The sequence below is a fragment of the Chryseobacterium oncorhynchi genome, from assembly GCF_002899895.1.
Lineage (GTDB): Bacteria > Bacteroidota > Bacteroidia > Flavobacteriales > Weeksellaceae > Chryseobacterium > Chryseobacterium oncorhynchi.
The window spans coordinates 520489-543456 of record NZ_PPEI02000001.1 but is presented as its reverse complement, the minus strand read 5'-3'; the positions used below and the strand labels follow the sequence as shown (position 1 = coordinate 543456).

General features: G+C 34.4%; 22 protein-coding genes. 12 read left to right on the top strand and 10 right to left on the bottom strand.

All coding sequences use genetic code 11. From position 1 onward, the window contains the following. The first annotated feature begins 151 nt into the window (after positions 1-151). A complete protein-coding gene (locus C1638_RS02540) occupies positions 152-799 on the top strand; it encodes a J domain-containing protein (protein ID WP_109617897.1) in 648 nt (215 codons plus the stop codon). A 1-nt stretch (position 800) separates the two neighbouring features. On the opposite strand, the gene C1638_RS22220 is transcribed toward C1638_RS02540, so the two are convergent. Further along, entirely contained in the window at positions 801-953 is a 153-nt protein-coding gene (locus C1638_RS22220) for a hypothetical protein (protein ID WP_162926100.1), read from the bottom strand. 475 nt (positions 954-1428) lie between these two features. Here C1638_RS22220 and gcvP point away from each other — a divergent pair, with 475 nt between their 5' ends. Both gcvP and C1638_RS02530 read left to right on the top strand, forming a co-directional pair. Continuing rightward, positions 1429-4287, top strand: coding sequence for an aminomethyl-transferring glycine dehydrogenase (gene gcvP, locus C1638_RS02535; RefSeq protein WP_109617895.1), 2859 nt, complete (start codon positions 1429-1431; stop codon positions 4285-4287). Between the two features lie 132 nt (positions 4288-4419). Next, positions 4420-5688, top strand: coding sequence for a hypothetical protein (locus C1638_RS02530; RefSeq protein ID WP_109617894.1), 1269 nt, complete (start codon positions 4420-4422; stop codon positions 5686-5688). 121 nt (positions 5689-5809) lie between these two features. On the opposite strand, the gene C1638_RS02525 is transcribed toward C1638_RS02530, so the two are convergent. The 4 genes from C1638_RS02525 to C1638_RS02510 all read right to left on the bottom strand — a co-directional run bounded on the left by C1638_RS02525 (position 5810) and on the right by C1638_RS02510 (position 8814). Beyond that, entirely contained in the window at positions 5810-6529 is a 720-nt protein-coding gene (locus C1638_RS02525; RefSeq protein ID WP_109617893.1) for an ankyrin repeat domain-containing protein, read from the bottom strand. Between the two features lie 362 nt (positions 6530-6891). Further along, the gene (locus C1638_RS02520) at positions 6892-7335 is read right to left on the bottom strand and encodes a hypothetical protein (protein WP_123838311.1); all 444 of its coding nucleotides are present in this window, start codon (positions 7333-7335) and stop codon (positions 6892-6894) included. Between the two features lie 13 nt (positions 7336-7348). Beyond that, positions 7349-8098, bottom strand: a complete 750-nt coding sequence (locus C1638_RS02515) for a YggS family pyridoxal phosphate-dependent enzyme (protein WP_109617891.1) — start codon at positions 8096-8098, stop codon at positions 7349-7351. Beyond that, positions 8095-8814, bottom strand: coding sequence for an AAA family ATPase (locus C1638_RS02510; RefSeq protein ID WP_109617890.1), 720 nt, complete (start codon positions 8812-8814; stop codon positions 8095-8097). The genes C1638_RS02515 and C1638_RS02510 overlap by 4 nt, the downstream gene beginning before the upstream one ends. Before the next feature lie 1097 nt (positions 8815-9911). Between C1638_RS02510 and C1638_RS02505 the strand changes: the two genes are divergently transcribed. Further along, positions 9912-10247 carry a DMT family transporter gene (locus tag C1638_RS02505; protein ID WP_109617888.1) on the top strand — a complete coding sequence of 112 codons (336 nt, stop codon included), beginning with the start codon at positions 9912-9914 and terminating at the stop codon, positions 10245-10247. A gap of 33 nt (positions 10248-10280) precedes the next feature. On the opposite strand, the gene C1638_RS02500 is transcribed toward C1638_RS02505, so the two are convergent. Beyond that, positions 10281-10709, bottom strand: coding sequence for a hypothetical protein (locus C1638_RS02500; protein WP_109617887.1), 429 nt, complete (start codon positions 10707-10709; stop codon positions 10281-10283). A gap of 193 nt (positions 10710-10902) precedes the next feature. Here C1638_RS02500 and C1638_RS02495 point away from each other — a divergent pair, with 193 nt between their 5' ends. After that, entirely contained in the window at positions 10903-11979 is a 1077-nt protein-coding gene (locus C1638_RS02495; RefSeq protein WP_109617885.1) for a sensor histidine kinase, read from the top strand. Next, complete coding sequence (locus C1638_RS02490; RefSeq protein WP_109617883.1) at positions 11979-12704, top strand: LytR/AlgR family response regulator transcription factor; 726 nt, start codon at positions 11979-11981, stop codon at positions 12702-12704. The genes C1638_RS02495 and C1638_RS02490 overlap by 1 nt, the downstream gene beginning before the upstream one ends. A 26-nt stretch (positions 12705-12730) precedes the next feature. Here the strand turns inward: C1638_RS02490 and C1638_RS02485 are convergent, their stop codons facing one another. Further along, positions 12731-13357, bottom strand: coding sequence for a class I SAM-dependent methyltransferase (locus C1638_RS02485; RefSeq protein WP_109617881.1), 627 nt, complete (start codon positions 13355-13357; stop codon positions 12731-12733). A 212-nt stretch (positions 13358-13569) separates the two neighbouring features. On the opposite strand from C1638_RS02485, the gene C1638_RS02480 reads away from it, so the two are divergent. Beyond that, positions 13570-14925 (top strand): deoxyguanosinetriphosphate triphosphohydrolase, encoded by a 1356-nt coding sequence (locus tag C1638_RS02480; RefSeq protein WP_109619059.1) that lies wholly within the window; start codon positions 13570-13572, stop codon positions 14923-14925. A 108-nt stretch (positions 14926-15033) separates the two neighbouring features. Beyond that, positions 15034-15972 (top strand): SPFH domain-containing protein, encoded by a 939-nt coding sequence (locus C1638_RS02475; RefSeq protein ID WP_109617879.1) that lies wholly within the window; start codon positions 15034-15036, stop codon positions 15970-15972. 112 nt (positions 15973-16084) lie between these two features. Here C1638_RS02475 and C1638_RS22595 read toward each other — a convergent pair whose 3' ends face one another. Then, positions 16085-16696 carry a DUF4377 domain-containing protein gene (locus C1638_RS22595; RefSeq protein ID WP_228427997.1) on the bottom strand — a complete coding sequence of 204 codons (612 nt, stop codon included), beginning with the start codon at positions 16694-16696 and terminating at the stop codon, positions 16085-16087. 148 nt (positions 16697-16844) lie between these two features. Between C1638_RS22595 and C1638_RS02460 the strand changes: the two genes are divergently transcribed. The 4 genes from C1638_RS02460 to C1638_RS02445 all read left to right on the top strand — a co-directional run bounded on the left by C1638_RS02460 (position 16845) and on the right by C1638_RS02445 (position 20687). Then, positions 16845-18866: a DUF3857 domain-containing protein gene (locus C1638_RS02460; RefSeq protein WP_109617877.1), complete on the top strand. Its 2022-nt coding sequence runs from the start codon at positions 16845-16847 to the stop codon at positions 18864-18866. 82 nt (positions 18867-18948) lie between these two features. Beyond that, positions 18949-19758 carry a hypothetical protein gene (locus C1638_RS02455; protein ID WP_109617876.1) on the top strand — a complete coding sequence of 270 codons (810 nt, stop codon included), beginning with the start codon at positions 18949-18951 and terminating at the stop codon, positions 19756-19758. After that, positions 19758-20216, top strand: a complete 459-nt coding sequence (locus tag C1638_RS02450) for a lipocalin-like domain-containing protein (RefSeq protein ID WP_109617873.1) — start codon at positions 19758-19760, stop codon at positions 20214-20216. Before C1638_RS02455 ends, C1638_RS02450 begins: the two co-directional genes overlap by 1 nt. A gap of 18 nt (positions 20217-20234) precedes the next feature. Then, on the top strand, positions 20235-20687 hold the full coding sequence (locus tag C1638_RS02445) for a hypothetical protein (RefSeq protein WP_109617871.1): 453 nt from the start codon (positions 20235-20237) through the stop codon (positions 20685-20687). A 103-nt stretch (positions 20688-20790) separates the two neighbouring features. On the opposite strand, the gene C1638_RS02440 is transcribed toward C1638_RS02445, so the two are convergent. Both C1638_RS02440 and C1638_RS02435 read right to left on the bottom strand, forming a co-directional pair. Further along, positions 20791-21123: an Mpo1-like protein gene (locus tag C1638_RS02440; RefSeq protein ID WP_109617869.1), complete on the bottom strand. Its 333-nt coding sequence runs from the start codon at positions 21121-21123 to the stop codon at positions 20791-20793. A 158-nt stretch (positions 21124-21281) separates the two neighbouring features. Continuing rightward, a complete protein-coding gene (locus C1638_RS02435) occupies positions 21282-22964 on the bottom strand; it encodes an APC family permease (RefSeq protein WP_109617867.1) in 1683 nt (560 codons plus the stop codon). Positions 22965-22968: the final 4 nt, after the last annotated feature.

Genomic DNA, 22968 nt, shown 5'->3' with positions numbered 1-22968 from the left:
AGTGCCTTTGCGTTTTCAAATCATCAATATAAAAATCATTTTGAGACTGCTTCATCTTTGATTCGCAATGACTTTTAGAGCTTTTCTTCTATCAAAATTTTACCGTAAATATCAAACAAAAAAAAATAAATCCTTATTTTTGTATTGCTCAATGAAAGATTACTACTATTTTCTCGGTATATCTCAGGATGCTTCAGAAGAAGACATCAAAAAGGCTTATCGAAAGCTGTCTTTAAAATACCATCCCGACAAGAATGATAATGATGATTTCTTTGCAGACCGTTTCCGTGAAATTCAGGAAGCTTATGAAACATTGAGTGACCCAGGCAGAAGACATTCCTATGACCAGAACTTAGAAAGTCATCAAAGAAGCTTCAGATATAATATTCCGCCAGCAATAAAGACTTTTACAGCTAATAAAATTCATGCGAAAAAAGGTGAGGAGATTATCATCAATTGGCAAACGAGTAATGCCGATGTGGTAAAGGTATTGCCTTTCGGATTGGAGAAACCTTATGGTGAAAGAACTTTTAAGATCACGGAATTTAAGGATGGGAAATTCCAACTCTTGCTTCATGCAACGAATTCACTTCTGCATAAAACCGTAGTTCAGGGAATTACCATTACAGAGGTTTTTGAAAATGATACAGAGAAATTCAAAAACACAGTAGAGGATATGTTTAAATCTCAGCCGAGAACAGCTTTGAACAAAAACGGGCAGTCTAAAATTACAATGTTGTTTTGGGGAATTGTAATTTTGGGAATTGCTTTATACTTCTTAATAAAAGAATTTATTTAGCCTAAGCCATTTTCTTTCTTCCCGGACACTTTTTACATCTTTTCCCTTTCTTGAATTTCTTACAGCAAGATTTCTTTTCACAGAACATCTCTTCATTATTGAATGCATATGCAGGAGCCAAAGGCTGAACTTTAAACGGGACAATCATATTCATGTTGCAAATATATTAATTTAGAATAAATATAATTAATAAAATTTCATAAAATTCTTACAACCTGATCAATAGCAGTGTTGTTGGCTTTTTGAGCATTCAGAATACTCTGGAAATTTAACATAATTCGAATTTAAATTCCCCATAATTAATCATTTCAAGACATTTTTTACTGTATAATTATGAACTTAATATATTTCCCGATTAATTTAAAATCACTGAAAATTATTTAAAGTTTTCAATGAATATTTCACTATTTTATTGACAATAAATAGGTTGTATTATTGAGTATTATTTATAGAATCTATACAATTACTGTTTAAAATAAACTAAACCTTATCTGATGGCTATCAAAAGCAAATTGAACTAAAACAACTGAACGACAGGGTGAATTATCTATGGTTTTATGATGTTGTACAATCGTGTAAAAAATTGTAATTTTACGCATCTTTTTACAAACAAAATCTAATAAATAAAAATGAATACAGAACAGTTTGTGAGCCGTCACATTTCTCTTAATGAAGCCGATAAACAGGCGATGTTGGAAAAACTTGGCGTTTCTAGTATTGAAGAGTTAATTTCTCAAACTATCCCTTCTTCTATCCGTTTAGAAAAAGATCTTGAGATCTCAGAACCGCTTTCGGAATACGAAATGCTAAACCATTCTAAGGACTTGGCATCAAAAAACACTGATTATACAAGTTATATCGGTTTCGGATACCACAACACGCTTTTACCATCAGCTATTCAGAGAAATATCTTTGAAAATCCTAGTTGGTATACTGCATATACTCCTTATCAGGCAGAAATTGCACAAGGAAGACTGGAAGCGCTTCTTAATTTCCAAACTGTAGTATGTGATCTTACAGGTTTCGGATTGGCAAATGCATCTCTATTGGATGAATCAACTGCAGCTGCTGAAGCAATGCACATGTTCTTCAACAACAGAACCAAAGATCAGAAAAAGGCTGAAGCTAATAAATTCTTTATCTCTGACCTTGTATTGCCTCAAACCATCTCTGTTTTGAAAACTAAGGCGGAGGGGCTTGGAATTGAAGTCGTAATAGGAGACCACAAAACACATGCATTCGATGCTTCTTACTATGGAGTGTTATTGCAATATCCTGGAAAAAACGGTATTGTTCTTGACTATACGGAAAATATTGTAGAATATAAGAAACTAGATCTTCAGGTAGCTGTTGCTTGTGATCCTATGGCTTTGGTGAAATTAAAGTCACCGGCTGAAATGGGTGCTGATTGTGCTGTGGGAACTTCACAGAGATTTGGTATTCCATTAGGTTACGGAGGACCTCACGCAGCATTCTTTGCTTGTAAAGAAGATTATAAAAGAGATATTCCTGGAAGAATCATTGGGGTTTCTCAGGATATGTACGGAAAGCGTGCATTAAGAATGGCTTTACAGACAAGAGAGCAGCACATTAAGAGAGAAAGAGCAACTTCTAACATTTGTACCGCTCAGGTTCTATTGGCTGTAATGGCTGGTATGTATGCTGTTTATCACGGTCCAAAAGGATTAAACTATATCGCTGATCAGATTCACTTTAAAGCTAATGCATTAAAGAATGGTCTTAAGGCATTAGGATATCAGACGGTAGAAGAGCCTATCTTCGATACAGTGAAAATTGTAATGGCTGAGGATGAAAAAGCAAGATTGGTAAGATTGATGCAGGATCACAGACTTAACCTTAACTACTTTACAGAAGGAGTTGTAAGTATTGCGATCAATGAAAGTACAACATTAGAGAAATTAAACTATCTAATGGCTTCTTTCGCTCAATTTAAAGATAAGCAAACTTTCAAATTAGAAATAAAAGAAGGATACAGCATTCCGGAAGAAAACCTTAGAAAGGATGAAATTCTTACAGAAGAAGTATTCAACAAATACCATACAGAAACAGAATTGATGCGTTACATCAAGCGTCTTGAGAGAAAAGATTTATCATTGACGCATTCAATGATTTCTCTAGGATCTTGTACAATGAAGCTTAACGCAGCTACTCAAATGTTGCCACTTTCATGGGCAGATTGGGGTAGTGTACATCCATTTGTACCGGTAGATCAGGCAGGTGGTTACCAGCAAATGATTGCAGAGCTTGAGAAAGATCTTGCTGAAATTACTGGTTTCGCAGGAACATCTTTACAGCCAAACTCCGGAGCTCAGGGAGAATATGCAGGACTAATGGTAATCAGAGAATACCATATCTCAAGAGGTGATCACCACAGAAATGTAGTATTGATTCCTCAGTCTGCGCACGGAACCAACCCGGCTTCTGCAGCAATGGCAGGAATGAAGATCGTTGTTGTTAAAAACCTTGAAAACGGGGAAATCGACTTCGAAGATCTTAAAGCTAAAACAGAACAACATTCAGCTAATTTATCAGCTGTAATGATTACCTATCCGTCTACTTACGGATTCTTTGATGCTAACATCAAGGAAATTACCAACCTAATCCACGAACATGGAGGACAGGTATACATGGATGGTGCAAACATGAACGCTCAGGTAGGATTTACAAGTCCTGGAAACATTGGTGCAGACGTTTGTCACCTTAATCTTCACAAGACTTTTGCAATTCCTCACGGAGGTGGAGGTCCTGGAGTAGGTCCAATCTGTGTTGCTAAGCACTTGGTACCATTCTTACCATCTAATGCAAATATCAGAATTGGAACTAAAGATGCTATTGAAGGTATTTCTGCAGCACCTTACGGTTCAGGTTTAATTCTTAACATTTCTTATTCTTACATTAAAATGTTAGGTACTGATGGTCTGAAAAAAGCAACAGGACATGCTATTATGAATGCGAACTACCTTAAGGTAATTTTGGCTGAGCATTTCCCAATTCTATATTCAAACGAAAATGGAAGAGTAGCTCACGAATGTATCGTAGATTTCCGTCAGTTCAAATCTTTAGGAATTGAAGTGGCTGATGTTGCGAAGAGATTGATGGATTATGGTTTCCATGCTCCCACCGTTTCTTTCCCAGTTGCAGGAACATTGATGATTGAGCCGACAGAATCTGAAAGCAAGTCTGAAATTGATCGTTTTGCTGAAGCTTTAATTGCGATTAAGCACGAGATTGATGAGATTGCAAACGGACAGGCTGATCCGGCAAATAACGTATTGAAAAACGCTCCTCACACAGAGCAATTGGTGATCTCTGATTCTTGGGATAAGCCATACAGCAGAGAAAAGGCAGCTTATCCGTTACAATGGGTAAGAGACCACAAATTCTTCGCTTCTGTATCAAGAGTAGATGAAGCATATGGAGATAGAAACTTAGTGTGTACTTGTGAGCCGATTGAAGCTTATATGTAATCTGAGTTTTTAGATATAATAAATCCCTTTCAGTAATGAGAGGGATTTTTTGTATTTTTGGCCCTTTAAAACCGTATCAATAACCATTATCTGATATTTCGCAGATAACACAAATTTAAAAACATAATAACTATGAGATTTCTTTTTGCCTTACTATTATTAGTATGCTTTAAATCCTTTGGACAGATTACGATTCGTGAAGAGAATACTGGCGAAAAAATTGTACAAAAACCAAAAGCTTATGACAGCTTGGTTAATATATCATATCAAAAAAAAGCTGTAGATTTCTATCAGTTTATAGGGCAGACATTGTACTATATACCTAGATCTAAAAAATATGTACCTAAGTATGAGGTTACTATGAAAGATTCGCTTACAGAAAATTTCTATTATAAAAATAAAGTTTCTGTAAAAAAAATACCCACTTATACTTATGAACAGCTGAATCCCGGATTTGGAACTAAAGCAGGTGAGAAAAAATATTTAAATTCTGCTATGGATTCTACTTATATATATGCTCCTTCTTTTGAACAATATAAAGTAATCGGGACAAATGAAATAAAGGGTGTTTTTCACACAAAAATAGCTGCGCTTGAGGGTAAATATTTTACAATATTGGATGTTGTTCTTAAGAACAGTCTTGAGCCTAGGGATTTGGCATCAGAAAAAACAGATGTTAAACTAGAAGATGTAGACGGAGGTGTGAATAATATTTATGTATTCAAACTGAAAGATAATATCACCAAAGATACTATTTTATGGAAAGTAAGAAGAGATGATGGTATTCAGCATGCACCTTTTATTCTTGTTTCATTCTTTACAAAACTGAAAAAGAAGTATTCATCAAATAATCTGATTGCTGAACGGGATTTAAGTGGATTCAGAGATATAAACACAGGAAATGAAGTATATATAAAGCAAAACGATAAATGGACGTGTGCTGATTTTAGCTTTGTAGATACAAAAGAAAACTTCAGGCTTTTTCCTTATTTCTTTCTTAAAAATAATAAAGGAGAAGAGATAAGAGTTACTATTGATGATATGATTGAAAAAGGAAGATTCATCACTGAAAATGATTTTAATGCACGTGAAGCAAGAAAGCTACAGAAACAAGAGGATTTAAATAAACAGGAAATTGCCAAGCAAGCAAAGATGGCTAAAGATGATGAAGAATCAAGACGAGTTCTTGTTAAGATGTTTGGTGAAAAATATGGTAATTTGGTTCATAACAGTAAAGTTGCCATTGGTATGACCAAAGAAATGTGTGAGATGTCTTGGGGAAAACCAATTTCTGTAAATACAATAAAATTCAGTAACGGTGTGGCAGAACAATGGGTTTATGGTTGGAAAAACTATTTGTACTTCAAGAATAATGTCTTGATCAAAATTCAGGGTCTGTAAGTCCTTAGAAATAACAAATCCCTTTCAGTAATGAGAGGGATTTATTTTTTATTCTTTTTGTGGGTTACAATTACAGGCAAAGTGAAGTGATTTCAAAGTCCTAATGATCTTTCCATTTATCTTAAATATTTTCCAGTAGTTTAACCACTTCAGGATGATTGTTCTGCTTTGCTATTTCAAGAGCGGTTTTGCCGTCTTTATTTTTTATGGTTAGATCAGGTTTGTATTGAAGTAAGAGCTTTACTCCCTCTGTATTCCCAGATTGAGCGCAATACATAATGGGAGTTTCATTGTCTTTATCAAGATTATTGATGTTAGTTCCTTTTCCTAAAAGATATTCTGCAATATTCAAATAGTTTTTTGATACAGCGATGCAGAATGGAGTAGCGTTGTCATTAGCTTTAGAATCTATTTCAGCATTGTTCTCTACAAGTATTTTTACAATGTCAAATTTTCCATTTCTTGCTGCAAATGTTAGAGCTGTCCAGCCGTTGATATCTTTTAAGTTAGGATTAGCTTTATTTTTTAATAGTAATTCAGCTATGTTTGTATATCCTTCCTGAGCAGCAATATTTAACGCTGTAGCATTACTTTTTAGCTGAGTATTAACGTTAGCTCCCTTATTGATAAGAAGTTCTACCAATTTAATATTGCCAGTCGCAGAGGCAGAAAATAAAGGAGTTAAGCCATTTTCAATCTGTTGATTTACATTTTCACCTTTTTCTATAAGTTTGGTTATTTTTTCCAAATCCTGGTTTTCAATAGCCTTGAATATTTTTTGAGAGTAAACAGAGTTGAATGTAAGTAGTGATAAAGCAATAATAAAGCTTTTGGTTTTCATGGGAAATTAATTTTATATCAAAGTACCAAATATAATCAAAACCCCTTTTATATAGCAATAAAAATCACCTCCCAAAAACTGAAAGGTGACTCTTTTGTTATATTTTATTTTGCTATCTTCTCTTATAGCTGTAGGCAACCAGGATTGCTACACCCATAATGAGTACTGTAATCATTGAAATGGTTTCAATTGAAATTCCACTTTTCATCTGTGTGTTTTCTTTTTCACATGAAAAAAAGAATAATACTGTCATCAATAGACAGCCCGAGAGTAATTTTTTAATCATAAATGTATTTGTTTGGTTATTAAACTTTTATGATCAAAAAGTATACCGAATTTGTAGACTAAATTAGAGGCTGTTTTTAAGGTCTTTCATTCAGAGTTCTGGAAACCTTATCAATGACTGATTGATATTGAAAGTAGCTGACAAAGGTGATAAGAATAAAAAATAGGATAGGGATTACAGTCTCTATGATCAAATGGCCAACTAGAAAATGTAAAATTAAAAATAGAATAACAGCGTATATCAAATTAAATAATACAGGATAAAAAGACTCTATCTTGTAAGTTAAAATTCTCGTGGCTTCATTATAGATGAAGTATTCCTTGCCCGGAGATATCACAAGTGGAGATCTGTTTGAAAAATCCAGTTTCACGAGGCTGTCTTTTCCGGTTATGATATTGCCGTCAATGTTTATATGATCTACTTCTCTTTCCATAAAAGAATTCTGCACAGCATCAGTCACATTTTTTAATGTTTTTCTGCCTTTTATTTCTCTTTCAAATGTATAGTGAAGTGATGTCATGTTTTTTTGAGTATTAAATTCCTTTATTTTCAATTTTTCCCTCGTCCCAGTAATAATTATCAGGATAGATCCTCGCTCCAAAAATTGCTGTTCCTACACGTACAATTGTTGCTCCCTCTTCAATGGCGGTTTCCAGATCTCCGCTCATTCCCATAGAAAGCTCGTTCATTTCTACATTAGGAATTTTTTCTTGGAAGATTTTCTGTTGTAGGTTTTTCAGGATTTTAAAACACAATCTTACCTTTTCTGTTTCTGCACTGAAGAGTCCGATGGTCATTAATCCTTTTATTTTCAATGTAGAAAATTCAGAGATCTTTTTAATCAATTCAATAGCTTTATCAGGATCTATTCCAAATTTGCTTTCCTCATTGGACGTATTCACCTGAATAAGAACTTCTATTGTCCTATTTCCTGCCAGAAGCTTTTGATGAAGTTTTTCGGCCAATTCCAGACGATCAAGAGACTGAATACAAGATACATCATACTTTAAGATGTCCTTGATTTTATTGCTCTGAAGATGCCCGATAAAGTGGTTCTCGTGAGGAATAGCTTTTAGATCTTCATACTTTTCTTTCAGTTCCTGTACTTTATTTTCAGCAATTAGGGTTTGTCCGTTTTCCAGTGCAATTTTGATGCGCTCTGCCGAAACGGTTTTGGTGGCTAGTAATAATTTAACCTCATGAGGATTCCTACCTGCTTTTTCACACGCGTTTTTTATCCGGGTATTGATGATTTCAAGGTTATGGAGAATGTCTTCTTTCATGACTTGATGGTTTCTTTGGCCTCTAGTTTTTTTATTAAAGCAGCTTTTACTGATGTTAAAGCATGGTCTTTAGCCTCTGCAAAAGAAATTGAGTATTTTCTTTCAATAGTCCTCATATCTTCAGGAAACTTAGCGAGCAGTTTATCATAGAACGTATCCAGAAAATCATTGGACGGCATCTCGTAATTGATCTTCAGTTGAAAACGTCTCAGTAAAGCGGTGTCAATGATCTCAGGGTGATTGGTTGCGCAGAGAAGAAGAGCATCTTCGGGGTAATAATCGATGAGTTGGATTAAAGTGTTCACCAGCCTTCTCATTTCACCCACATCCTTATCATCACTGCCTCTAGCTTTTCCAATCTGGTCTAGCTCATCCAGAAAAAGAACGGATCTTTCTCTTGCAGCCTTATCAAATATCATTTTAATATTCTGGGAAGTTTCGCCAATACGGGATGAAACAATATTACTTAAATTTAAAATAATAATATTTTTTCCCAGAGCATTGGCAATAGCCTTTGCTGTCATTGTTTTTCCGCAACCTGAACTTCCCTGAAGTAAAATCTTATTATTCACCGGAAGCCCATATTCCTGCAGTTCTTTGCTGTAGGTATTTTCCTTAATAAGCTGCACAAGATGGTCCCTGTTGTTTTTATCGAGAAATACTTCATTAAGGGTTACCTGTTCCTTGTCTTGGATGATGAGGTTGTAAAGATTCATGATGTCGATTAAATAATTCTTGGATTAACAAAGATAAAGCTTTATTGAATGTTATATAAAATCCTGATTGATAATAAATACCTGGGCCAGCGGAATAATATAAGGGTAGGGGATTAGGTGTTTAAAAACAAAAAGAAAAGCCAAACAGATGTCTGGCTTTTCTCATTTGGATATTAAAATTTGTTATGAAACTAAGATCTTTTTGCTATGTTTTTGGGCCCTTTTACCCTAATGGTAAAAGAGCGATCTGATTTCTCAGAGTAAAAACATAAAACAATATAATTAGTATAGTTTTGCTATAGGCTTTTTGTTTTAATAATTAGTTTCTTTCTCTTCTTACTGTCATGAAATATGATGAGAATACTACTAAACATGTTGCGATACCGATATAAGTTACCATTTTGTATTATTTTTAATTATTTGACTTTATTTTATCAATCTTTCAATTGCAATATTACAGCTTTCAAATCACGTGCCAAAGTAAAATACTATGATGTATGTCAGTGTGTTAGGGGTGTTTTAATTAATTTTATGTTGGTTTTTTGTTTACAATGTGTTAATGTATTATTATGAATTTATTAATATATTTATTATTATGCCTTGAAAAAAATATTAAAATGTTAACAGTTTGCAGGCTTCTATATTAGACTTGATAAAACAAATAATAAACAATGTGACGCATAATATTGTTGTAAAATGTTTTAATGGGTTGTGAAATTTTAGCGAGAAACCGATTTCTGTGTTAACAAAATTTATTTTATTGGGGATTTTTTGTGTTGATCCTTTTGGCAGTTGTCAGATTCCATGACACACTACTAGGCTGTCTATTTGTGCCAAAATCGAAAAAAGCATATTTTATTTCCAGCTTTAATCTGGAAGTATTTATAAATTGTAAAATATAAATACTAATCTTTTATTGGGTTAAAATGTTTACTAACAGGTTGTTGTATTGTTTTTAGAAAGAATGTAGACTCACAGAGTAAATCTTGAGTAGATCGGAAATGTAAAAGGATCATTTAGCTTTTCAAAGATTCTTTATTGAGGGAAAGGAAAAAAGGAAGTAGGTTTTATTACTTTTGCATAAAAGAATACATCGTATGGGACGCAGTTATATTTTTCTTGCTTTAGCTATTATATGTGAAATAATCGCCACTACATTTCTGAAAAAGTCGGAAGAGTTTTCTAAACTGTGGCCATCTGTAATTACTGTAATAGGATATGCCTGTGCTTTTTATTGTTTGAGCTTAACGCTTCGTCAGATTCCGGTAGGAATTACTTACGCTATTTGGTCAGGAGTCGGGATTGTCTTTATAACAATGATCGGGATTATAGCTTTCAAGCAGGTTCCGGATTTAGCGGCTATTATCGGGATCGCTCTTATCGTTATTGGGGTAGTTGTTATTAATGTATTTTCAAAAATGGGAACGCATTAATTGGTGAATAAACTGAAGGATATTATTCATCATTTATTTCAACCTTTTTATTATCGATTGGAAAAAATTGAATGAAAAAATTCTATCATAAAAAATATCCAGACTGTTTTCAATAATTGCATCCGTATAGTTTGCCATGTTGGAGGCAGACGTTTCCTCTACAAAAACAAACCAGATTTCAGAAAGCCCATGTCTTCTTCTGAATTCTTCTGAAGTATTGCTGTCCGGAACGGAAGAGTGGTTCAGGTCACAAAACAGAATTCCTTTTTTCTCACCGTTTTGCTCTACAATATTAATAGAATGATGAATGTAGTTCAGAATTTTTATCTTCGAATCAAAGCACTCTACAAAGTGGTGCAGATCAATAAGCTGTATTACTTTTTCTTCTTTTTGAGATTCTGTCATAAAAAAACATTCTAATGATATTTCCTTTGTTAGTTCGTGAAAAGTAGTTAATTCCATGCGCATTTTTTAAAGGCTACAAAGAAATACAGAAAACCAAAGACATATTTTATTTTTATACAAAATGGCTGGTATTTTATACAAAATCCAGGATGACTATAATTAGTATAATAAAACTAAGGTTTTGTATAATAAAATAATTGTAATTTACGTTAATGACTATTTTTGTGAATGATAAAGCTAGCCTCACACTATGAAATACAGCACTTGGAAATTTAAAGAAACATTTGTAATGGACTTCCTGGTGGAGAGAAAATATAGATTACGAAGACATCTGTTATTTCTTATCTTCTTTTTCTTTTTGCTGTACAGTGCCAGATTTTGGCATCCTTATTCAGGAGCCGCTCAGTATTATGTACTATTCTTTGTATATGCGGCACTTATTGTCATGGTTTATATTAATACCTATATACTTGTTCCTCGGTTTTTCTTTAAAACACGATACCTTAGCTATCTGGTATTGCTTGTTGTATTAGGAGTTGTAGGGCTTAATATTATTGGATATGGTTTAAGAACTCTTTTTGCAGATTTCAGGATTGATCATATTCAGAGGGATAATGAAAAAGGCGGAATTTATGAAGGGGTGTTGATGTGTATTCCTATTATTCTGACAACCACTACAATCAAACTTTTGCAGAAGTGGATCAATGATAATAAAAGAATCAACGAATTGAGCAATCTTACTCTGAATATGGAGCTGAATGAGCTCAGAAACCAGATCAATCCTCACTTTCTGTTCAATATGCTGAATAATGTAAAGGCTTTGATAAGAACAGATCCGGCAAAAGCATCTGTGGTTATTGTGAAACTTTCAGAGTTTCTAAGATATCAGCTGTATGAAAACAGTGAAGAAAAAACTTTGTTGACTTCAGAAATTGATTTTCTGTCCAATTTTTTGAACCTCGAAAAAATAAGAAGGGAACATTTTTCTTTTGAAATTCATATAGAGGCTGATAAAAGAACCATTAATACCACCTTTATTCCTCCAAACTTATTTACCACCTTTGTAGAAAATGCGGTAAAACACAGTGTAGATATCAGTGGAAAAGAATCTTATGTGAAAATAGAGATCAGGATTGAAAGTAAGCTGCTTCACTTTATCTGTGTAAATTCCAGAAATCCGGATTATATAGTCTCAGACAAGAAAAACAGCGGACTTGGACTCGCTAATATCACCAGAAGATTAGAACTTCTGTATAATGATACCTTTGAACTTAATATCCACTCAGAAGAGAAAGAATATACTGTTAATTTAAAAATCCCTGTATAATGAACTGTATTATAGTAGATGATGAACCTTTAGCAAGATCAGAAATGCGCTCGCTGATTGAAGAAAGCTCAAAGATTGATATCCTCGGTGAATTTTCTAATGCACCATCAGCATTAGAATTTCTTAAAGACAATGATGTAGACCTTATTTTTCTGGATATTGAAATGCCGATGGTAACAGGGTTGGAGTTTGCTGAAATGCTTCCCAAGAGATCCCTGATTATCTTTACCACAGCCTATTCTCAATATGCATTGAAGAGCTATGAGCTTGAAGCGGTAGATTATCTGTTGAAGCCCATTGATTCCCAAAGATTAGAAAAGGCAATAGATAAAGCTATCTTATATACAGAGCTTTTGTCTAAAGACACCATAAAAAATACAGTAGAATCTAATACCGCAGATTTTTTATTCATCAAAGCAGACCGACGATTTTACAAGATCAGCTTTTCAGATATTAAGTTTATCGAAGGCTTGAAAGATTATGTTGTAATGCATACGAAGCAACAGAAGCTCATTACCGCAATGAACCTGAAAACAATCCATCAGAAAATGTCAGGAGAAAACTTTATTCGGGTGAGTAAATCATATGTTGTAAATACAGAGTATATTGATTCCTTTGATAATCATAATATCTATATAGAAGAAGCCGAGATTCCGATCGGAGAAGTATATAGAGCTGATTTTTTCGCAAAATATGCCGGCGGATTTCTCAATTCTGACTTATAAAATCATCAATAAAGACTTCATTAAGTTTACATTTTCTGACCCACAAAACGAATAACAGAGCCTGTTCCGTTATGGAATAACCCTTCATTAAGATCAATCTCTTTTTCTGTAAGTTCCACGATATTATAATCCTGAAAATCAGCTTTAATTTCATCTATAGAAAACAGGGATTCAATATCTTTTGGGCCTCCTACTTTTTCATCTTTGGCAATGTATTCAAGATGATTTTTACTGAAAGCTTCAAAAATAATAAAACCACCTTTTCGCAGATACTGATTCAGCATTTGATGTATCGAAGATTTAACAGATGCCGGAAAATGGGCATAAATAAGAGCGATAGCATCAAACTGCTCCTGCTGATAATTCAAAGTAGATAATTCTCCCACCTGATAATCAATATTCACATGGTTTTGCTCAGCAAGCTGAAAAGCTTTCTTCTGACCATTGGCACTGATGTCAAAAGCAGAAACATTCCATCCTTTTGTAGCTGCAAAAACAGCATTTCGTCCTTCACCTTCTGCCGGGAAAAGGATACTGCCAGGAATTAATTTATTCAGTTGTTCTTTTAGATAATGATTAGGATCTGTTCCATACGCAAACTGTTCGCTGTCGTATCTCTCATCCCATCTGTTGAGCCACGTGTTGTCTGTCATTTACAAAAGAAATTTAATGATGTATTTAAATTATTTTCAAGAATGAAGTAGATTCCTCATTCTGCTTTATCACATCAAATGTAGACTATTTTCTTCTGGTTTCCGGCCATGAAAAACATTTACTGCAATAGATTTTTTGAATGAGAGATCTCTTTAATAAAAATCTAAATACTATTCCATAAAATTAAAATTTGGAGTAATTTTGAAAAATGATGAATTTAAACCAGATTTTCACCAATCAACGTACAGGAAACAATCCGCAAACTAAGGTTTCAAGAACTGATTTTCAAAGAGATTTCGACAGAATAATCTTCTCTTCAGCTTTCAGAAGACTACAAAATAAAACTCAGGTTTTTCCTCTTCCCGGAAGTGTTTTTGTACATAACAGGCTTACACATTCACTGGAAGTGTCGTCTGTAGGAAGAAGTTTAGGAAGTATTATTGGTGAATTTATTGTTGAGGATTATAAAAATGACCTTACCGAAGATTCAAAGAATTTTTATCTATATAATTTAGGAAATGTAATTGCAGCAGCATGTCTTTGTCATGATGTGGGAAATCCTGCTTTTGGACATTCCGGAGAAGATGCTATTGCAAGCTATTTTGAAAGGAATGAAAAGGATCTGAAATCAAAATTCAATGAAAAGGAATGGGCCGATTTGGTTAATTTTGAAGGAAATGCAAACGCTATCCGAGTATTGGCTCAGCAACAGCAGGGAAAAGATGCGGGAGGGATCCAGCTTACTTTTTCTACATTGGCAAGTATTGCAAAATACCCATGTGAAGCCGTAGCTAAGCAAAAAGGAATTATTCATCGTAAAAAATTTGGGTTCTTCCAGAATGAGAAAGATATCTTTCTTGAAATAGCAAAAGGAACCCAGCTTATCTCAGAAAGCGAAGAACCTCATATCTTTAAAAGACACCCGTTTGTATGGCTGGTAGAAGCTGCCGATGATATCTGTTATAATATTATTGACATGGAGGATGCTCACAGGCTAGGAATTGTATCCACTTCAGACTGTGAAAATCTTTTCTTTGAACTGGTAAAATCCGAAAGCAATGATATGGATAAGGTTAAAAATAAACTGGTTTCCATTTCCAATGAAAATGAAAAGATCTCCTATTTGAGAGCTAAAGCAATCAATGCCCTAATCAATAAATCTCTTGAAATCTATAAGCAGAACTTTGAAACGATTTTGGAAGGTAATCTGGATAAAGGACTTTTGGATATCTATAAATCTGAAAACAACGCTTTGCAGGATATAGAATCTTTCTCCATCGAAAAAATTTACAATCATAAAGCCGTTGTAGAAATTGAGAATGCAGGATACAATGTAATGTACGAATTGCTGGATCACTTTATTCCATCCATTCTGAAGCCGGATGATGAAAGAAAATCCTACGATAAAAAAGCATTAAAGCTTCTTCCAAGACAGTTTGTATATGATAACGGAACAGACTATCAAAAAGTTCTCGGAATTATCGATTTTGTTTCAGGAATGACGGATAACTATGCTACTGATTTATATCGAAAAATTAAAGGAATAGACATCGGAATGACGGTTTAGTTTGAAAATAAGTAGTATATTTATGAAAAACTGTTTAAACTTATTAAAATGAGCTTAGATGGTTTAACAAAACACATATTATTACTACTTATCATAAAAAATTAAACTATGGGTATTTTTATAGCGCCTGTCATCATCTTTGGGCTAATCATTTTATTTGCATCATTCTTTGTCGTGAAGCAGGAAACTGCTGCGATTATTGAACGTTTTGGGAAATTTCAGGGAGTAAAGCACTCCGGATTACATCTTAAGCTTCCTATCATTGATCAGATTGCTAAAAGACTGAATCTTAGAATTCAGCAATTGGATGTAATGATTGATACCAAAACATTAGATAATGTATTCATTAAAATGAAAATTTCTGTTCAGTATCAGGTAATCAGAAATCAGGTGGGAGATGCGTACTATCGTTTGGAAAATCCTGAAAACCAAATTACATCTTTTGTGTTTGATGTAGTACGTGCAGAAGTTCCTAAAATGAAGCTTGATGATGTTTTCGTAAGAAAAGATGATATTGCAGTAGCAGTAAAAGGTGAACTTCAGGAAGCGATGAACAGCTACGGATATGATATTATCAAAGCGCTGGTAACAGATATTGATCCGGATGAGCAGGTAAAGCATGCCATGAACAGAATTAACGCTGCCGAAAGAGAAAAAACAGCCGCAGAATATGAATCTGAAGCACAAAGAATCAGAATTGTTGCTGTAGCAAAAGCTGAAGCAGAATCTAAAAAGCTACAAGGGCAGGGGATTGCAGATCAAAGAAGAGAAATTGCAAAAGGTCTTGAAGAATCGGTAAGAATGCTGAACAATGTGGATATCAATTCGCATGAGGCGTCTGCACTTATTGTTGTAACACAGCATTATGATACTTTACATTCTGTAGGAGCAAGTACCCGAAGCAACCTTGTACTTCTTCCAAATTCACCTACTGCAGCAAGCAATATGCTGAATGATCTGGTAGTGGCTATGACTACAGCCAACACTGTAGGAGAAGTAAGTAAAGGGAAATATCCTGAACCGCCTCAAAAAGAGCAGGGATATTAATAAAGAAATAGAAAGACTGAATAAAGAAGTATACCAATTGTTTGATAAAACTTCTTTTTTCAGATGTACACATAAAAAAACTCCGAAGAAATTTCTTCGGAGTTTTTTATTATTATTTCTTGGTTTTAGAAACCTGTTCTATCAATGTATATTTAATTGAAGACGCATCTGCCGGTGGATTGGCAATTTTTTCTGTTTTTACTTTCAAAACATATTCATAACCTGGCTCATAAGTAAACCCTTCAATATGGCTGTAGAAGTTACTCCAGTTTTCAGAAGCATTCTCTTTTACCTGCATACACTTCATACGTCCCGCTCCTGCAGAACAATCTACAGTTTGTGATCCTATGATAAGTGTTTTTTCATTGGCTGCAGCTTCTTTTTTAGTTTTGGAAACCTGCTTTACCAATGTATATTTGATGGAAGAACCATCAGCGGGTGGATTTGCTATTTTTTCTGTTTTTACCTTTAAAACATATTCATATCCGGGCTCGTAGGTAAATCCATCGATATTCGTGTAGAAATTAGTCCAGTTTTCTGATGCCTTTTCCTTTACCTGCAGACATTTCATAGGAGCTACTCCTGTACAATCTGCAGTTTGTGGTCCTACGATGAATGTTTTTTCATCTGCTGAGGATGCTCCTGCGGTAGTTGTACATTGTGTCATTGCGAATAATGCTAATGCGGGTGCCGCCCCTTTTAGAATTGTTGCTATACTTTTCATAAACTTGATTTTAGACCATACTTGGCAATTACCATGCCGAACTTTTTCAGGAATTGTCGCAGTTCTTCTATTGTTTTTTAGTTTTTTAATCATTTAATTTGATGTTCTTAATGATCATAACCAAAGAACATAATACGTAAATATAAATATGGAGAATCAAATTCAAGTTGAAAATTACAGGATTCAGAAGCCTGAAATGTGGGCGGGGAATATTGGAGACCAGGAGATTATAGACCACATCAAAGATTCCGAATTTGCCAGAAAACAAACAGATGAGGGCAGGGATTACTGTTACTTTTTAGACAAAAAATATTACACAAGCAATAAGGAAAATAGCGAGTATGCCTGTATGGCCTATACTTTAAATGAGCCAGGAAATTTAGAAAGAGCTTCCGTTTCTGATGTTATTGTGGAAGAAAATGAGATATATCAGCTTCACAGGATTAGTGTTTTGAGAGATGGAGTCTTAATAGATAAGATTCCGGATACGAAAATTAAGGTTCTCGACAGTGAAAATCAAAGTAGCGGGGGAGTCCTGAGCAGTAATAAAAAAATTAATATTACGATTAAAGACCTTAGGCTATATGATGTATTGGTGCTGGAGGACTCAAGGGTTAAGCCTTTTACAGATCGTGATTTCCTGAGAAAGGAATTTTCAAAATATGTTTGGGTAAGTCCGGATAATTATTGGGCGTACGGAAGTTTTAAGTTTACATTTATTAATGAACGTGAAGAGACTGTCGCTTATAAAAAAACATTTTTCAGGGATGAACAGGGAAATGTTCTGGAACCGGAAATTAATCACTTAAAGAAAGGTGAACGCTTCGTTATTGAAGAACAAAATTATATCAATCCTGTAGATGCCGGGCGTGAGATCTTCCCTTATATAGACTTTGCTACGGACAACAACTGGAAAGATCTTTCCAATTATATTGTTCCTTTTTATGAGGAAATTTTCAGTAAATCTTCCTTAAAGGATTTTGCTCCCAATGTAGTAGAAAAGTTGGATGACATTCATGATCAGGATGAAAAACTTCGGTTTGCTATAGAATATGTTCAGAATCATATCTATTATGTCTTCAATGCCGATGAAATGAATGGGCATAAGCCACAGGAGCCTGCCATAACCTATGAAAATAAACAGGGTGACTGTAAGGCAAAATCTGTTTTATTAAAGGTTATCTTAGATTATATAGGTGTGGATGCCTCTGTTGTGTTGGTAAATTTCAACACAGATTATTATATTAAATATTATCTGCCTTCATTGTTGAACTTCAATCATGTGGTGGTAAAGGTTACCTACAAAGGTGAGGAATACTTTATTGATGCTACTATCAGAGATGAATTCGGGTTGATTGAAAATAGAGGGTTTATCTATTTTATGCATTATCTTGAAGTGAAAAGAGATCAGGAGCTTCAGATAAGAAAGCCATTTAAGTTTCCCTATTTCTGCCTTAATGAAAAAATAGACTTCAATGTACAAGGGTTAATAGGAAAACTGAACGTTGAAACTACTTATAAAGGGAATCGTGCCAACGCGATGAGGAGGTATTTTAAAGTTACCAATAAAAGGGAAATCATAGACAGCTGGAATAATTTCCTTTTTTATGGTCTTAATTATTCTAATGACAGAAACGGAACCGATATAAGAAATATATTTAAGGATGCTGTTATAGATGTAGCAAGCGATGATAAAAAGTTAAATGAAATAAAAATTCAATACTCTGCTACCGTGGAGAATCCTTACTATACGGATCCACAAAATAATCGTTTTCTGATGTACTTTGACAGAAATGTAGTGAAAGCGAGTGCAAGGGATTTTATGCATAAAGATTTACCTTTCTGGCATAATTTCGACAGAGAAAGGTATGAAATTAACCTGTATACCGATCAGAAGATTGATACGGAAGAAAAATATACAGTTCAGGAAAGCACCATTAATAATCCTTATTTTGAATATAAAAGTAGGAAGAAAGTAAGTAAAAACGGAGCAACAGTTACTATTGAATATGATCCATTGGTCAATATTGAAATTCCACAAAACGAATTTGAAAAATTCAGAAATGACCATCATACGGTAGCTGACAGTAATTTTGGGCTGGGAGTTGATATTATAGAACCAGGATTGATGAACAGACTTAAGTTCAGCTTTAAAAAGAGATTTAAATAAGACATTGATGTAAAGATAAAAGGTTTGGGTATGCAAAGCAGTCCATATCCAAACTATTATATTGCTATTAAGAAAATAACAGATGAGAAAATTATTCGTACTGACTTCTACCTTTTTTATAACCATTATCTCAGCTCAAAAGGCGGATAATGCCTTGCAGGGATATTTTGAAGAACAGGGAAATGAAACCTTTTACAAGGAATTCAATTTTGATGGAAACGGAAAGGTAATCGGCGGAATGAGAAGCAGTTATTACTTTACTAGAAATGACAGCTTGGTGGTAATCCCTGATAAAAGTGTTTTTATTTTTAAAATTAAAAAAGACCGACTTATTGGGATTTCAGACTGGGTTAAAAATGGAGTATGGATTCGTAAAAAAGACAGTACAGAGGTTAATAACAGAATAAATCCTGAGGAGTCTCAAAAAAGAGCGGCTTTATTGGCTGCATATTACGATAAGACGAAAGATATGTCTGGTCTGGATGCTTTGTTTTCCAATGATTTTACTGCTATCAGTGAAAGCTTTTGTAATCAAGGTTTAGCTAAGGCATGCCTCAATACCTTTGGATTAAAAATGATGGAGTATACGCCCGGTTTTTTAGGAGATCATGAAAAACTTAAGGCTCAAAAACTTAAGCCTCACCCTGAATTGATCGAGCTTTCCAAAAAAATAATAAACCTTGGTGAAACAGAGGGATACAACGTTCTTGGAGCCTACTATCATCTTTTAGGACTTAATGATAAAGCTTTTGAAATCTGGAAAGAGGGCGAAAAAAACGGAGATCCTGCATCTATGCTTTCCATGGGTCTTATTGATCTTGGAGAAGATATGGATAAGCAACCAGAAAGCTCAAATAATAAGAAAATCAACAAAAAGAAAAAGAAAAAGTAATGATAAGAATGATATTGTCCACTACTTTTATTTTGGTTTTCTCCTCCCTTGTGAGTGCGCAGAAATTAAAGAAAGAGGATGTGTTGGGATTCTGGAAGTTAAAAGAATCAGGATTTTACGAAAGTAAAACAAAGGTTAAAAAAGATTTTGACAATTGTCGTCTAATGAGAAACTACGCTCTCCGAGAGGATGGCTTTGCTATTTATAATTATGTGGAAGGAAGTGTAGGGGACTGCATGCCATCTGAACCCCGACTGTCTTTTTGGAGAATTGTAGATAACAGAATTCAGTTTTTTGTGGATGATAAAAATATTCTTGAAGAAGTGGTTGTGACGTTCAATAAAGATAAGACAATGCTATTCTCCAGCTATATTCCAATTCCTGCAAAGAATAGTGATGCAAAATTAGAAGCGGTATTGAATACCATTCATTACAGCATTCTCGAAAAGCAATACTAAATATTAAATTTTTAACCTATGAACTATGTTACAGTAATCTATCTCATCAATTTGTTGTTGTATGCCATTTATTTCTTTGAAAAAAGTGGGAGCGAAGTGAGTATGTCTGGTGTAGATTACACGATTTCTGCAATCATGTCACTTCTTTTAATTCTTGCGGGATATCTTAATGCAAAGAAAAAAATGACATACAGATCTGTTTTGTGGATGTTCTTTATAAATGTTTTATTATTTGCAATGTCCGGACTGTTTGATCAGTTTGGAAATGATTTTAATCTTTTTTCAACAGCGGGTGGTAATAGCTTTATGTTTACCTTGGCGCTGATTGCCTATAATGCATTTGTATTTCCTTTAATTGTAGTGTTGGAGGGAAGTGGTTTTTCATTAGTTGTGCCATTGCTATTATCCTTAATTCTGCCGTCTTTAGGATATTTAATAGGAAAGAAAATACAGGCTCAAAATAAAAGTTAGAAGCAAGAAGTGTACGGTTTTAACGTATTTTCAAAGCATAGCATACCACTTGCAATAAAGTTTTCCTTTTTTGCAACCCTGTAAATTATCAAAAAATTTAAGTTTAATGAGGCTGGCTGCCAGTCTTCGTAATAAATTTCTGTTTCCCGATTAAAAGCTCAAAAAACAGCTTAAAATCTGAAATTAAAGACCATAACGGATACTTAAAGGTGGCAGGTTTGTTTCTTTCAATAACCGCATGACTAAACCACGCAAATCCGTATCCTACAATCGGGATGTACCATAGAAACCTTTCCTTGCCGGAGCTGATAACATAGCCTATTACAAAGAATATGAGCAGGGTTCCGATAAAGTGAAAAATTCGGGTTCCTGTTTTACTGTGCTCAGTAAGATAAAACTGATAAAATTCTCTGTATGTTTTGATCCTTTCAGTCATGGTGGTCTAGTTTATTGATTCTATTGAAGTTAAAGCAATAATTCTGCCGATTTTCACAAAAGGATAAAAAAGAAAAAAGGCAAAATAGCCAATCGGTCCCTCCATCGGATTTAACCTCTTTGCTATTTTGCCTTTCCGCAATTGTATTTGTTGCTTATTTAGCTATTTTTTAATTGTTTTCCTAATTTACTGTTTTTGTATCCGTAGCAGAAGTAAATTACCATACCGATCAGGAACCACATTCCGAACCAGAACCAATTCTCGTGGCTCATTCCTGTAAGAAGATACAGGCATGAACTTAATCCAATCAATGGAATTAATGATAAGTTCTTGATGAAAGTTACAACACATAGGATCAGATTGATGATAATAAAGAAGAAAATAGAGGCTCTGAATTCTCCTTCTTTAGGATCTCCCCAATTCATAAGAGTTTGGAAAAATTCCGGTTGCCAGTAGTAAAAAGTAATTAACCCGCCAATAAAAACAACAGGGAAAATAATTTTACCATTAATATAAGGAAGATGGAACCTGCCTTTTATCTTCTCCTTAGCCGGAAGAACAAGAACTCCTGCACAAACCAATACGAAAGCGAAGATGGTTCCAATACTTGTAAAATCTAAGATGAACGTTTTATCTGTAAACAAAATAGGGATTCCCACTACAATACCTGTAACAATAGTTGCAAAAGAAGGTGTTTTGTATTTTGGGTGAATAGTCAGAAACTTTTGAGGCATTAATCCGTCACGGCTCATTGCATACCAGATTCTTGGCTGTCCCATCTGGAAAACCAATAATACAGTGGTAATGGCAACAATAGCCACAAACGAAACTACAAGCTCCATCCATGCTACATTTGCATTTGTTTTTTCAAATATGAATGAAAGCGGATCTCCTACACCATCGAATTTTTTGTAATCCACCATACCTGTTAATACCAAGGTAAGTGCAATATAGATTACTGTACACAATACAAGAGAGATAATCATCCCTTTTGGAAGTGTTTTCTGCGGATCCTTTGTCTCCTCAGAAAGAACACTTAATGCATCAAAACCAATATAAGCAAAGAATACCCCTGAAACAGCGCTCATTACTCCCGTAAAGCCATTTGGCATAAAGGATGGACTACCTGTGGTAGGGCTTATTGGAGTCCAGTTGTCTGTATTGATATAAGAAAAGCCAACTACAATAACCAATAAGATTACACCAAGCTTTAGGATTACTAAAGAGTTGTTAAAGTTTTTACTTTCCTTTACTCCAACATAACAAAGCCAGGTAATTAAACCATTGATTACCAAGGCCGGAATATCTACAATGAATTTTAGATTTCCAATCAATGGAGCTGATTTCCAAGCGTTTAATAATTCTTTATTTTCTGAGCCATTTCTAAAAGCTTTACTGGCCTCTGTATAACTACAAGTAAGATAATCCGGAATATGCATGCCGAGACGCCCAAGGAAGCTCGTGAAATAATCAGACCATGAGAATGCAACATAGATGTTCCCAAAGGAATATTCCATAATCAAAGCCCATCCGATTATCCAGGCAATCAGTTCCCCGAAACTGGCGTAGGCATACGTATACGCAGAGCCTGCTGTAGGAATTCTGCTGGCAAATTCAGCATAGCATAAAGCGGTAAACCCACAAGCAAAGCCACAAATCAAATATAGAAGGATAACACCGGGACCACCTCTAAAAACGGCTTCTCCCAAACTACTGAAACTTCCAGCTCCTATAATCGCCGCAATACCAAAAAATACAATGTCCCATACACCTAAAACTCTTAAAAGTCCTGTCGATGTGTCTGTATCCGAATAGATTTTTCTTCTAAAAAGTTGACTCATTCAA

Coding starts and splice junctions, on each gene's coding strand:
- C1638_RS02540 (WP_109617897.1), top strand. CDS start 152: ATGAAAGATTACTACTATTTTCTCGGTATATCTCAGGATGCTTCAGAA.
- C1638_RS22220 (WP_162926100.1), bottom strand. CDS start 953: ATGAATATGATTGTCCCGTTTAAAGTTCAGCCTTTGGCTCCTGCATAT.
- gcvP (WP_109617895.1), top strand. CDS start 1,429: ATGAATACAGAACAGTTTGTGAGCCGTCACATTTCTCTTAATGAAGCC.
- C1638_RS02530 (WP_109617894.1), top strand. CDS start 4,420: ATGAGATTTCTTTTTGCCTTACTATTATTAGTATGCTTTAAATCCTTT.
- C1638_RS02525 (WP_109617893.1), bottom strand. CDS start 6,529: ATGAAAACCAAAAGCTTTATTATTGCTTTATCACTACTTACATTCAAC.
- C1638_RS02520 (WP_123838311.1), bottom strand. CDS start 7,335: ATGACATCACTTCACTATACATTTGAAAGAGAAATAAAAGGCAGAAAA.
- C1638_RS02515 (WP_109617891.1), bottom strand. CDS start 8,098: ATGAAAGAAGACATTCTCCATAACCTTGAAATCATCAATACCCGGATA.
- C1638_RS02510 (WP_109617890.1), bottom strand. CDS start 8,814: ATGAATCTTTACAACCTCATCATCCAAGACAAGGAACAGGTAACCCTT.
- C1638_RS02505 (WP_109617888.1), top strand. CDS start 9,912: ATGGGACGCAGTTATATTTTTCTTGCTTTAGCTATTATATGTGAAATA.
- C1638_RS02500 (WP_109617887.1), bottom strand. CDS start 10,709: ATGGAATTAACTACTTTTCACGAACTAACAAAGGAAATATCATTAGAA.
- C1638_RS02495 (WP_109617885.1), top strand. CDS start 10,903: ATGAAATACAGCACTTGGAAATTTAAAGAAACATTTGTAATGGACTTC.
- C1638_RS02490 (WP_109617883.1), top strand. CDS start 11,979: ATGAACTGTATTATAGTAGATGATGAACCTTTAGCAAGATCAGAAATG.
- C1638_RS02485 (WP_109617881.1), bottom strand. CDS start 13,357: ATGACAGACAACACGTGGCTCAACAGATGGGATGAGAGATACGACAGC.
- C1638_RS02480 (WP_109619059.1), top strand. CDS start 13,570: ATGAATTTAAACCAGATTTTCACCAATCAACGTACAGGAAACAATCCG.
- C1638_RS02475 (WP_109617879.1), top strand. CDS start 15,034: ATGGGTATTTTTATAGCGCCTGTCATCATCTTTGGGCTAATCATTTTA.
- C1638_RS22595 (WP_228427997.1), bottom strand. CDS start 16,696: ATGAAAAGTATAGCAACAATTCTAAAAGGGGCGGCACCCGCATTAGCA.
- C1638_RS02460 (WP_109617877.1), top strand. CDS start 16,845: ATGGAGAATCAAATTCAAGTTGAAAATTACAGGATTCAGAAGCCTGAA.
- C1638_RS02455 (WP_109617876.1), top strand. CDS start 18,949: ATGAGAAAATTATTCGTACTGACTTCTACCTTTTTTATAACCATTATC.
- C1638_RS02450 (WP_109617873.1), top strand. CDS start 19,758: ATGATAAGAATGATATTGTCCACTACTTTTATTTTGGTTTTCTCCTCC.
- C1638_RS02445 (WP_109617871.1), top strand. CDS start 20,235: ATGAACTATGTTACAGTAATCTATCTCATCAATTTGTTGTTGTATGCC.
- C1638_RS02440 (WP_109617869.1), bottom strand. CDS start 21,123: ATGACTGAAAGGATCAAAACATACAGAGAATTTTATCAGTTTTATCTT.
- C1638_RS02435 (WP_109617867.1), bottom strand. CDS start 22,964: ATGAGTCAACTTTTTAGAAGAAAAATCTATTCGGATACAGACACATCG.